Origin of the sequence: Winogradskyella jejuensis, from assembly GCF_900129745.1 — a bacterium.
Classification (GTDB): Bacteria; Bacteroidota; Bacteroidia; order Flavobacteriales; family Flavobacteriaceae; genus Winogradskyella; species Winogradskyella jejuensis.
Genome location: NZ_FQWS01000001.1, coordinates 153,651 through 167,082, shown reverse-complemented (window position 1 = coordinate 167,082; position 13,432 = coordinate 153,651). Strand labels below are relative to the sequence as shown.

At 34.9% G+C, this 13,432-nt stretch carries 5 protein-coding genes; all 5 read right to left on the bottom strand.

The genetic code is table 11. The features are described from left to right. Window positions 1–17: 17 nt before the first annotated feature. Entirely contained in the window at window positions 18–2,366 is a 2,349-nt protein-coding gene (locus BUB95_RS00825) for a T9SS type B sorting domain-containing protein (protein ID WP_073081744.1), read from the bottom strand. A gap of 74 nt (window positions 2,367–2,440) precedes the next feature. Further along, window positions 2,441–7,276, bottom strand: a complete 4,836-nt coding sequence (locus BUB95_RS00820) for a T9SS type B sorting domain-containing protein (RefSeq protein WP_073081741.1) — start codon at window positions 7,274–7,276, stop codon at window positions 2,441–2,443. Between the two features lie 109 nt (window positions 7,277–7,385). Continuing rightward, window positions 7,386–9,164: a T9SS type B sorting domain-containing protein gene (locus BUB95_RS00815; RefSeq protein WP_073081738.1), complete on the bottom strand. Its 1,779-nt coding sequence runs from the start codon at window positions 9,162–9,164 to the stop codon at window positions 7,386–7,388. A gap of 36 nt (window positions 9,165–9,200) precedes the next feature. Further along, window positions 9,201–12,554 carry a T9SS type B sorting domain-containing protein gene (locus BUB95_RS00810; RefSeq protein ID WP_073081735.1) on the bottom strand — a complete coding sequence of 1,118 codons (3,354 nt, stop codon included), beginning with the start codon at window positions 12,552–12,554 and terminating at the stop codon, window positions 9,201–9,203. A gap of 27 nt (window positions 12,555–12,581) precedes the next feature. After that, the gene (locus BUB95_RS00805; protein ID WP_073081732.1) at window positions 12,582–13,409 is read right to left on the bottom strand and encodes an ABC transporter permease; all 828 of its coding nucleotides are present in this window, start codon (window positions 13,407–13,409) and stop codon (window positions 12,582–12,584) included. Between the last annotated feature and the right edge of the window lie 23 nt (window positions 13,410–13,432).

Here is a 13,432-nt window from a genome sequence, read left to right as displayed (position 1 = left end):
AGATGAGCAGGAATCAATTAACGTTTTAAGGCAAAATGTCCCGTAAAAGTTCTGCCATCTCCAAACTCAGCAGTAAACCAATAGTCAGAATTTGGCATTAAGCTACCGTTATAGTTTCCATCCCAGCCAGAGCTATTTGCATTTTGTCTCGTCATTAACTTTCCGAAACGGTCGTAGATTGTTATTTCTAGGTCTGGATAAAGCTGAAAATTAATACCATCTAGCTGCCAAAAATCGTTTTGTCCATCGCCATTTGGGGTGAAGAATTTAGGAAAACCAAGTACTGAAAAGATTTCTGAATCTATTCCACAACCATTCTTATCACGAACAAAAACTGTGTGAAATCCCGGTAGTATGTTGTTGAATACATTTTCATCTTGATAAGGACCATTTTCGTCGTCAAGTGCATATTCATAATCACCAACGCCAGAAGCGTCAATTGTAATAGTATTTATAGTATCTGAGCCAATTACATCAACAGCATCTATCTGAGCAATTTCTGATGGTACTACTATAATATCTCTAGTGTTACTGCAGCCGTTAGGGTCTGTAATAATCACAGTGTAAGTGCCTATTTCATTAACATCTATAAAAGAAGTGGTCGTGGTTAAAGGTGTTCCGTTTAATTGCCATTCGTAATAATAGTTGTTAGGTAAATCATTAAGGACTCCACCAAAAAGTCTTATGGTTTCAGGAAAGGTGTTTGTACAATAAATTACAGTTTCATCTTCTGAAACTTCTGGTGTAAATTTTACTTGTAAGTCCACCTCAGAAATGGCAAAACATTCGTTATTACTTTCAACTTTTACAAATATGGTTTGAAAGTCGGGTACACTATTATCAAAGTCTATATTTAATAAATTGTTTCCTGTAAACGCATCGTTTTCCGTTTCGAAAAAATTAATAGTAGCACCCGTTGGTATTTGACTATCAATAGCAGTAATGACTTCGTCAAGATCAAATGTTGTTAATCCGTCAATTTCTCCGAAATCACAAGCTTCAATAACAGGAATATTAAGTGTGTTATTTGAAATTTGAAGCTCTAACTCTGCAACATCAAAACACCCAAATGGATTTTCTACTCTGGCATAAACGATTTGATTTGGGATGGTATTTTCGAAATTTGTAGGTGTATCTATTGGGTTAATATTATTGATAGCATCCATTTCTGATAAAAAGAAATTACTCACGGTTAAATCGTTGTCGTTATCACGAATATCTGCAGCGAGTTTTAGTAAATCATAAAAGGTGAGCCCATCTTGGTCAGCATCGCATTCAGTTTGAATAATATCTATGCCAACAGGATTTGGACTGTATTCTATGGCAATTTCTCCATTGGAAATACAGGTACCATCTAAATTTACTTCTAAGGTATATGTCCCGGCTTGAGTTACTTCGTAGGTGCCGCAATTAGTACAACCTACTGGGTCAGATTGTACGAGAACACCATCTCTAAACCAATCATAACCATTGTTTCCAGCTACTGTGCCGTCTAGAGTTAGAGTTTCACCTTCACATAATGGATTGTTAGTTGCTAATAATCTGTTTTGCCCTAAATCTCTAGAGGCTTGAAAACTCCCCGCTTCAAGAAAGACAGCTGAGTCAAATCTAAAATTGGTTTCGTCAGCAATAACTAGTTTAATTGTGTATTCGACTCCAGAAACAATGTCTGCAGTTGCAGTTAATACTGTAGTTTGCCCATTGAAGTTAATAGGTGAAACGGTATTATTAAAACTTCCAAAATAAGCTTCGTTTTGAGGTGGACAGCTGCCAGAAATACCAGGAGTTACAGTGGTTACTTTTACAGGTGTATTTGTACCTGGAACTACTGCTATATTTTCAAAGGGTTCTGAATTATCAGACGGCTTAATTAAAAAACCAAACAAGTCCGAAAACAAGCATGTATTACTATTTCCTTCTTGATATTCTTCAGAAGCAAATAGGTATCTGAAGCTTATTTGATTGGTAATAGCTGTAAAATTAAATTCTAATATTGTAGCATTAAATGTGTCATTTTCATCTAAAATTTCTTCCAAATCACTATCACCATCCCAACCTGGTGCGTCATCATCACTCAATGAGTTATTTGGTCCAGGTACATTACTTAATCGTCCAGTGCTCATTACAATACCGCTTTCGAATGGAAAAGAGGTTCCTGTACCATCAAAAAAACCATAGCTGAATTCTATACCACTAAAATTTCCACTTTGGGCGTTTGTTACAACTATATTTTCAATACAATCACTATCAATTAAGATATCTTCAATAAGCTGTTGAGGATTAAAAGATTGGCTGTCTACAGTAATGTTTTGAGCAAAAATTACAGAACAAAAAAGTAGAGTGAATATAACAAAAATGTATCTCATTGATAGTGTAAAAATCGGATACAAATATACTTATAGCTCAGGTTTTGATTTTTTATAAGATGTTAAATTTTGTATTATCTCCTAAGCGCAAAATGTCCTGTTGCGGTAAACTGAATATCTCCACGTTTTACATCAGCTGACCACCAGTAATCTGTGGCAGGCATAAGATTTCCATTGTAAGTTCCATTCCAGCCTGGGGAAGTATGCGTCAACTGTTTTAGTAGTTTTCCGTATCTATCAAAAATATTCACGACAGTTCCTGGTAGTGTTTCTACACCAATAATATGCCATGTATCGAAATCACCATCGTTATTTGGAGTCATAAATTTTGGAGCATCTATTACCAAAACTTCTCTTGTGACAGAAGAACATCCGTTTTGGTCTATTATAGTAAGTGTATGGTAACCAAGATTTACATTTTCGAAAAAACCAGAATCTTGAGGTTCGCCATCATCTAATTGATAAAGATAATCTCCAATTCCTGAGACGGTAATGGTAATATTATTTGGGTCAGAAAAGTCAACGGTTTCGACAACTTCAATATTTGCTGGTTCAGAAATGATAACATTAAATTCACTTGTTGCTGTACATCCACTTGGTGTAGTAACAGTAACACTATAGGTTCCTGTAACTGTGATTTCAATTTCTGAAGTCATTTCACCTGTAGACCATAAATATTCATCATCTTCAAAACCAGTATCGGCATCTACTCTTAATGGAAAATTTTCTGGACAAATAGTTTGGTCTTCAAACTCAACTATTGGTAAAGGATTTACAATAACACCAAACTGCGTAATGCTATAACATTCTGTTTCAGTATTAGTAACTCTAACGTATATTATTTGGCCATCTATTGCATTATAAGGACTTTGTATAGGACTTACGTTAGCAATAGCATTATCTTGAGAATTATGATACGTTACTTCTAGAAATGTGTCATCTTGACTTCCTAATACAGCTGCTGTTTGCGTTTCTAAATCAAAAATCAAACGTTGGTCAGTATCGTCATCACATTCTTCTAAATCTTCAGGAGTATTGGCAATGGGTCTATCATTTACTTCGAGCATAAACGGATATACATAAAAACAACCTGTTGTACTATTTGTAATTCGAGCGTAGATAATATCGCTATTTGTTTGGTAGGTATAATTGACATCTAACGGGTTTGTGTCATCGATAGCATTTTGTTCATCGGAGTGGTAAGTTATAACTACTGGACTCGGTAAATTACCTAATAAAGTGTTTATTTCGGAAAGGTCATAACTGTTATCATCGTTATCACAAATCACCGTAGAGCCAAAATCGTTGAATGTTGGAGGCGATATTACATTAAGTTCTATTGGTAAAACTAATGGGCAATCAAAAACCGTATTTATAACCTTTACGTAAACTGTTTGCGGATTTGAAGTGTTTACAAAGTTTTCAGGGTCAGGTATTGGATTAGTATCATTATCTGCATCGCCTTCTGATAAAAAATAAGAGGTTACAATATTATCTTGTCTTATATCTAAAATATTAATCTCGGCATCTGTTAGGTTCCAAGAAATACTTTCGTCATAATCAATATCACAATCCTCAAAAGGTGCTATTTCATTAACTTCAGGAACAGGAATAACACTAACGGTAAAAGATGCTGTAGATGTACATAGGCTACCATTAGAAATTTCTATAAATAGCTCTTGTGGATTGCTTATAGTGGTGTAAGTACTTCCCGTAATGAGATTAGTGCCAGCTTGAAAGTCTTCAAAACTTGGATAATAGCTTATGGTTAAGTCCTCTGAAATACCTTCCGAAATATCAGCTGATATTTCATCTAAATTAATAGTAACAACAGTGTCATTAGACGCGTCATCACAGGGGAAAATATCAGGTGGTTCGTTAAAATTTGGATTAGTCCCTACGTTGAGTACAAAGGCGTCTGTACCGTAACAACTTGGGTCTGTAATATTCTGTACGCGGACATGTATAGTTTGCGGATTTTCTGTATTCTGAAAATCACTATTCTTATCTATTGGATTATTACCACTTATGGCATCATCGGCAGTTAAAAAGTAAAGAACTTCTTTTCCTGTTTGTCCATTTAATATTTCAGCGTCTTTGGTGCTTAGTAAAAAGTCTCCGACATCGTCTGTATTATTCTCACAGAACGTAAAGTCTGAAATATTAGAAAATACAGGTAGTGTATTGACTATTATCGATATGTTTTCTACTGTATAGCAGGTTGTTGTATCATTTTCTATTCTTGCAAATATGGTGCTTGTTTCGGCGTTATAATTTTCTGGATTTACTATAGCATTATTTCCAGAATTTGCATCCGCCGACGAGCTATGAAACGTAATATTCAATCCAACTGTTGATGCTGTTATTTCTGGGATAACATCTTCTAGATTAACAATAGAAAAGCTATCTTGGTCATCATCACAAATTATTATTGGATTAGCACTTGTAGTTTCTGGGGCAGGGCTAACTAAAATTTCGAAACTAGAAGTGTCTACACAAGAAGTTGTTCCAGAAGTTATTCTTGCATATATCGTAAAAGGATTTACAGTGTTTTGATAAATGGTGTTTATAGGATTCGTGTCGTCTTCTGCATCTTGTTGTGTCTCAAAATAGGTGATTATAAAACCTGCTTCGCCTTGTGTAAGTGCATCGTTATAGTCAGTTAAATTTACTGTGGTGAGACCATCTTGGTCAGAGTCGCAGATTTGTTGTTGTGGTAAATCTGGAAACTCTGGCGTAGGATATAAATCTAGAATAATAGTTTCCGTTTCTGTACAAGTTGGACTCGTTAAGGTGAGGTATAATGTCTGCGGAACCGAAGCTGGAAAATAATCTACGCTTGTATCAATTGCATTAGTGCTATTATCTCTATCTAATTCAGTTTCGTAAAAGGTAATCGTAACATCTGGTATATCTCCGAGTATAATTCCTGTCAGCGCTAAGAGGTCAAAGGCTTCTGTTCCATCGTTATTAATGTCACAAATAGTTTGACCCGTAAAATCAGGACCAGATAATAATAGATTAGGATGTATTTCTATTGGAGCTATTGATGGGCATCCAGTTATATTATCTACGACACGTATGTAAATTATTTGTTCGGTTTGTATTGTATTAATAAAATTTGTTGGGTCAGGTATCGGGTTTGCTCCTGTGAGCGCATCTTCCTGAGTTAAATGGTATGTTACAGTAACATTTGTTAAGCCATTTAAAATTTCGGCTTCTACTTCAGTTAAATCAAAATTTGCGAAACCATCATAGTCAGAGTCGCAGGCATCAATGTAATAATTCTGAGCATTATTAATATCTGGTGGCGCTAAAACTGAGATATCAAGAGTTGTTGTTGTATTGCAACCAGTAGTTGAGTTACTAACACTAACAAAAACCATATCCATAGGTGTGTCGTTTACGTAAGGCATAGGTATTGGGTTTATACCTAAATCTGCATCAGTTTGTGTATAATGGTAGGTAACGTTTAAGTTGGTTTGACCATTGGTTATAGTGTCGTTATTTTCGTTTAAATCTATAGTTGTAAAACCATCAATAACTTGGTCGTCACAAACTTCCATTAATGGAGGGTCTATGATTTCTGGTCTTGGGTTTACAATAAGTTGAAACTGATTTATGGCCAAACAACCGTTATCTATATCTTCTATCCTTACATAAATAAGTTGAGGACTAACGGCATTGGTATAATTTCCCGTAATGGGATTTATGTTGTCTTGAGCATTTGGTAACGATGTATGGTAAGATATAACATAGTTCCCTGGAGCCACAGAATTTATAGCTTCAGCATCTTTAGTGTTTAGATTAAAAACTTCTTCACCGTCATTACTTGGGTCGTCACAAAGCTCATAATTCTGCATTGGAGTAGTGCTTTGTGTATTACTGATATCTACAATTATCTCGTCATCAATTGTACAAAATCCATTACCAAGGGGAATATTAATAACAACTTGGTATGTACCACTATTAGAAATTTCTAATGTTGCTTGGTCTGCATCTGAAATTAAGCCTCCGTCTAGATACCAATCATATTCGGCATTTGGGTTGTTTATATCTGCATCCAAGGTTGTACTGCTTGCGCATGTAGAAAAATCATTTCCTAAATCTACAGTTGGGGTAAAGCTATTAGCTTCTATAAACACAGCAGAGTCATAGTTTCTGTCTGTTTGATCAGCAATAACTAACTTAATTTGATAAGGTACATTAGGCGTAATATTAGCTGTTGCTGTTAATACTGTGGTACGTCCATTATAATTGGTATCACCTAAGTTGTAGCCTTCGAAAAATTGACTGTTTACAGCAGGGCAAAATCCTTGAATTTCATCGTGTATTGTTGTAGTATTTACAGGAGTGGTCGTTCCGGGAATTAGTGCAATGTTAGTATAGGGATTAGAAGTACCTGCTTCTCTTATGAGTAGTGCAAATCCATCGGAATAATTACAAGGAAAATTACCAAAGTATTCTTCTGAGGCTAAGATGTAATTAAATTGTAAAACATCAGATATTGAAACAAATTCAAACTCTATAGACGTAGCATTTAGTGTATTACTCGCTCCAATAGTATTCTCTAAGTCGATATCTGTTCCCCATGCTGTTTCACCTTCGTTTAAAACTTCATTGTTTACTACGTTTCCGGCTGATGTGGCGTTACCAGTTGATAATATGATACCACTTTCGAATGGAAAATTTGATGAACCACGTTCAAAGTATCCGAAGCTTCCTAAACCAACAGAACTACCATTTACAGGTGAGCTTATATTTGAAATTTCTAAGCATTCTGCATCTAAAGTATTCTGAACTAATGCTTCAGCAGTTAAAGAATTATCAACACTAATCTGCTGCGACAGACTTATCTGTGCAGTTAAAAAAATGATTATTAAGCGTATGTATTTTACACTTTCAAACATAAAAAAAGATTAATGCGCTTTTGTATATAACAGGTTCAAAGCTTATTACATGCTCAAATGTAAGCATTTATAGATTAAATGCAAAAAAAATCGTTAAAATGCAACAAAATTAATAATTAACATAGACCCAGCCATTTACAGATTTGTAGTTTGGGTCGTTAAGATGAAGAACATAATAGTAAGTGCCTACAGGAACAAGTTGTCCGTTGTTAAGTCCATTATTACTGTAGCCATCCCATCTTTTTTGATTATCACCTTTAAAGATAAGTGTGCCAAGACGGTTGTAGATTTTTAATTCGTGTTGCTCAAAAATATTGTACAAGCCTTGAATGTTAAACCAATCATTTTTATTGTCATCGTTAGGTGAAAACCCTTCAGGGATTTCAGGAGGACAATTTTCAGTTTCTATATTAAACTGAAAAATTTCGTAGCATATATCTTTTTCTAAGCGGATATAAATAGTTTGTGGATTCGATTCATTTTCAAAATCTTCTGGAAAAGGAATACTATTTATACCTTCTTTTAAATCTTCTAAACTTGTGTAGAACTGAAAGCTACTGTTTTCAAATTGAATATTATTCTCGGTAGCTTCGAGTAAATTGAAAAAGGCTTTTTCAAATCCTAAGTTACATTCAATTAGATTAGGAAGAATCAATATTTCAGGAATGATAAGAAGTGCTACATCTTCAAAATCTGAGTTATTATTTTCATTAGTTTCAGTTATAATTCCATTTCCGCTACCATCGTCATCAACAATTACAGTTAATATAAATTCATCTGGAATCGTCTCAGGAATCTCCAGTGTTATCGTAGAAACTTCCGAACCGCCTATAGGAATATCGCTATTGGTTTGCGATTGCCCTATTAGAGTTGTGTTGGCATAAAATGCTATCGGTGTATTGTTTTCTAATACACCAGTGCTGTTGGTGTTGTTTACAGTATATTCTACCTCTATCGTTCTACTATCACATTCCAAATTAATACTATCAATAACTATAGTAGCATCGGGTAATTGACTATTGAGTACAGTAATAATATTGTTTATCATTACAAAATCTTGACCCGATGTAAGACTTATGGTAGCAGACGTATCTCCGACGGCAATATTGTCTTGTATGTTATATACATCAATATCCATATTGAATAAATCTGTAGCGCCAGTAAAGCTATTTGTACCATTAAAAGCATTATTGCTCGGGTTTAGAGGCGGATTACCAATAAGGTTTCCATTTATAGTCAATTGTTCATTCACTGCTAAAGCGCGGTCGCCTTCCCATGCAATAAAGCCAATTTTAGCATTATCGTTATCTAAAACATTAAGATTGTCTAAAGTGATTGTAAGCGACTCTGGAACACTCTGTAAACCGTCATAAACATTAAGTTGATTTAATGGTAATGCATCGTCTTCATAAATAACTGTTAGTGCCCAGCCACCAAAATTTGTGCCTGTAGGACAGTAAGGTGCAATGACGTCTGTAATATCAAATTCTGAAAGTGTGTATAATGTATTTCCTTCTTCCAAAACAATAGTTGTAACATCTGCAAAAGCAGCAAAAAATACACGCGTATCATCTAAGCTATCACTAAATGTCCGTTCTGCTGTTACTATATTGTTATTGAGAGAAACCTCAAAATCTCCATCACCTGAGCCAGCCCAGTACAAGTAGGCGGCAATTATAGTTTGATTTGTGTCTAAGTCTAAATTGGCAGAAGAACTTGTGAGTATGTCGCACACAGCCAAACTTCCATTTTCAGAAGTGTTTAATGTATTACCTATTGCAGTATAGTCATAGCGACCATTAAACTGTTGGTATAGTGCAATATCCTGAGCATAGCCATTGTAACAGCTAAAAATAAAGAAGAATAAGCCAAAGAGTTTTAGTTTCAAAAGACAAACTTTTTACTAACTAAAAGTACGTTTTATTTAGCGTTTTAAGGCAAAGTGACTCGAAAAGCGTCTACCATCTTGTAAAGTTACAGAGAACCAATAATCGCTACTAGGCATAGGGTTACCATTGTAGTTGCCATCCCATCCAGAACCTAGAGGATTAATTTCACTAAGCAGCTTGCCGTGTCTGTCAAAAATGTAAATAATTGTATCTGGTTGAAATTGAGATGAAATCCCTTTTACTTGCCAGAAGTCGTTCTGATTATCACCATTTGGTGTAAAGAATTTTGGAAAACCAACTACAGAAACCATATCTTCTGTAATACCACAGCCATCTTTATCTCTTACATAAACAGTGTAAATACCTGGTCTTACATTTTCAAAAACATTGCTGTCTTGGTATAGGCCATTAGGATTATCTAAAGAAAACTCAAACTCGTCTGGATTATTAACTAAAACGGTAACTGTATTATTCTCCGAAGCATCGGTGACTTCTATATTATTAATAGTCGCAACGTCAGAACCTCTAACAATAACAGTACGTTCTTTGGAGCAACCCGCAACATTAGATACAGTTACGGTATACGTACCTGGCTCATTAACTTCAATTTCTATTGTAGTCTCGTCTGTTGACCAATCGTAATAATAATTGTTAGGTATATCGTTTATAACACCACCATTAATTACAATTGGCTCTGGAAAATTATTTAAGCAGTATAAGACTTCATCCATTATTTCAACATTAGGAAGCGTTAATACCTCTAGTTCAACTTCATTGATGCCATAACAGTTATTGTCATTTTCTACACGTACAAAAATCGTTTGTCCACTTTCTTCAGTATTTGTAAAGTTATTTGGTAGTGGATTAATCTCCAGAAGCGCATCATCTAAAGTTCCATAATACACCAAATCTAATCCTGCAGGTAAACCATTTAAGACTTGAGCATCAGCTTCAGACAAATCAAATTCCACAAAACCATCTTCTATGTCGTCAGTATCGCAAACTCCGAGGTAAGCATCATTGGCAGAGGTTGCGCTAGCTTCTAGTGTTATTTCACTGTAGCTAAAGCAACCAGATGTTGTATCAGTAACTTTAGCAATAACTATTTGAGGATTACTAGTATTGTTAAAATTACTAGCATCAATGGTTGGTCCTCCAGCATCAGCATCGGTTTGATTTAAGAAATATTCGACGCTAAAATCTGGGTTTCCACCAGTAATATCTTCTTCTTTTTCAAGGATATTAAATAAGGTTCTTCCATCTGGTGTACCATCTTCGTCACATTGAAAAAGACCAATATCATTAACTTCTGGAGTAAGATTTACTGTTATTAAAAAGCTATCTACGTCAAAACAGTCTGTATTGTTATTATTTTCTATTCTTATAAAAACTTCATCGTTAAACGGTACGTTCTGATAGCTATTTGGTAAAGGATTAGCACCAGTTTGCGCTGCTGCATCCGTGTCATGGTATGTCACTGTAAATTGCATAGGGTTTTGGTCTGGACCTAAAACACTAGGAATTAAAGCTGCTAAATCAATTGTAATAACGCCATCAGTAGTGTCACCATCTAAATCGCATTCGTCAATGTCTTCAGGTCTAATAACTGTTGGGTCATCAAAGACTTCTATAAAGAAACTAACTGTTAAACCTGTATTTTCATCAATAGTTCTAAAACAATTTTCATTATTTACATTTTCTACACGAACGAAAATCTCTTCAGGGTTGGTTGTGTTTTCGTAAAATGTTGGAAGTTCGTTTTCGTCGTCAATTGCATCTTGTTCGCTAGCGTAATAGTGGACTGTATATTCACTAGGGTCTTGACCTCCGAGAATAACAGCGTTTTGTTGAGATAAATCGAAACGAAAAACACCATCGTTTAATGCATCATCACATTCATCAATTTTTGGAGGCGTATAAGCTTCTGGAAATGGAGAATATTCTACTAATGCTTGCCCTTCAAATCTTTCGCAATCTCCAGTGTTTAGTTCTATAAGGACTTCGTACAATCCATTTTGAAATACTTCAAATTCATAAGGAATTGGTGGAGTAGGTTGTGCAACACCATCAAAACTCCAAGTGTAAGTCGCATCAGCAATATTATCTGCAGTCAGTGTATAAGACTCACCTTCGCAAAGTGGTAAAAATGTTGTTGTTATTTCTGGATCATTAATTATATCGATAGTCTCAGAAAAGAACGAAGCTATAAAAGGAGGAAGTCCTTGCCTTGAATTGTTTGAAAGCGGGATTTGATTATCAACATAATCACAAGCAGCACCTAACTCATTAGGATTATTTATTACAGATAGAAAAGGTAGTCCTTGATTATAAGTGGCACTAGTACTTCTATATATTTTACCATCAGGACCAGACTGTAAAGCAGAGCGATAGCCATTTCTTTGATTAATTAGAATTTGACTCGATTGAATGTCGGCAGCTGCTAAATCAAATTGAACTAAAGACGAAAAATGATTTGCTGGCACTTCATTTTGTGCGGGATTAGCCTGGTTAAAAAAATCATTAGAAGATGAAACATATAAATATTGGTTGTTAGGAGAAAACTCAAGTCCGTAAGGAATCACAGCACCATTACTAGCATTTATTGTTAGTTGTTGTGGAGAAGTTGGGGAGCTATCAACCATACCAGTTGTTAAATCAAAGTCATATATAAATAAGCCACCTTGTGTGTTTGCGCAGGCTAACTTTTCTCCATCTGGTGAAAATTTAAGATAGCCTCTTTGGTTAGAGACTGTAACACCAGCTGGAGATGTCACTGCCGTTGTATTTACACCAGTATCGGTAACCTCAAAAGCATGAAATGTATCAAAAGCAAATGGATTTGTCAATGTACCAAATTGATTGGCTAGAGTTACTACCCAAATGGCTTCTGTTTGACAATCTTTTAACACGGCACTAATCTTTTCTGAGCTATCTTGAAGTAATGTTATGTTTTTTTGAGTAACTTCTCCTAAACCTCCATTTCTTGTCATATCAACTTCAGAATACTTAAAACCAAGGTCGGTATTATCAAAGGAATTAGTGTCCACAGTAAAGATGTAGTATATGTCGTTATCTAATGGTTTAGGTATTATTATCGCAGATTGTGTACTCGATGGGCTGCCATGAAGCCCAGTGCCATTAAGCATTAAGTCTCCATTTCTATCATAAACCAGAATTCCATCAGTGTAAAAAAGTAAGTTGCCACTCCCATCAGAAATACTTGTACAACCTTCGTCAGTACTTAATTGTCCTGTAACTGGAGTTATACTTCCATCTGGGTTAAAACTAATTCCGGCATTATCACCAAAATACCAGTTTGACGCTTCGTTTTGAGCTGATATTGAAACACTTACAATTGTAAAAGCAATTAAAAAAAGAATTTTTTTCATATTTGATAACGCTAGCTATCAAATATATTACAAATCCCTCTTTTTTAATAATCTGTAAGACAAAAAGATAAAAAGTGCTGTCCAACCTATGACAATAGCTACTTCGCTAAAGTGTACGGCATAATCATAACCTAATTCTGCTTTATCAGGGAATTTGGTCATAACTACACGTTGGAAAGGTTGATCAATGAGTTTGTACATAGACTCTAAAGGCATGAAGTTTTTAACTTGAAAAGCTTTGTCCGCACTATCAAAAATTTCGTAAGCACCCCAAAACACAAGCCACTCAACGATATAAAGTATAAATAAGAATGCTAAGGCAAAAGCAGAACGTTTTAATAACATTCCAAAGAATAAGCACAAACTAAAGAACCCAACAAGCTTTACAAAATAGGCTAATAAAAATTCTACTTCTCTAAATACAATAGTTGCTTCGGTATAACTTGAGTAATACATGCCAATACAGAAAGTTGCCAAACCAATAAGAAGTGTAGCAGCAAGAGAAAAGAATACAATGGTGTAAAATTTAGAGAGTATAAACTCTTTTTTACTTAGTCCATCTATGAGGTTTTGCTTTAGTGTTTTGTTGCTGTATTCATTACCTATCATGCTTACTACGACTATGGCAAAGAAAAATTTAAAGTATGATGCACAAAATGTAGTGATATGCCATATAATAGGAAAGTTGAATATTCCTAATTCGCCCAATTCTAGGGTGAAAAATCCAAAAAAGTTAATCTTTATCGAGGATAAAACTAAAACCGTAAATGGCAAGATGAAGCTAACAAATATTAATATTTTGCTTGTTCTGTTGAGCCAAAGTTTTTGTAATTCGAGTTGTATGAGTCGTATCATTTTTTGATTGGTTGTGTAGTTAT

Excerpts from the sequence above, each read along its gene's own strand:
- BUB95_RS00825 (WP_073081744.1), bottom strand. The coding sequence starts at position 2,366 with ATGAGATACATTTTTGTTATATTCACTCTACTTTTTTGTTCTGTAATT.
- BUB95_RS00820 (WP_073081741.1), bottom strand. The coding sequence starts at position 7,276 with ATGTTTGAAAGTGTAAAATACATACGCTTAATAATCATTTTTTTAACT.
- BUB95_RS00810 (WP_073081735.1), bottom strand. The coding sequence starts at position 12,554 with ATGAAAAAAATTCTTTTTTTAATTGCTTTTACAATTGTAAGTGTTTCA.
- BUB95_RS00805 (WP_073081732.1), bottom strand. The coding sequence starts at position 13,409 with ATGATACGACTCATACAACTCGAATTACAAAAACTTTGGCTCAACAGA.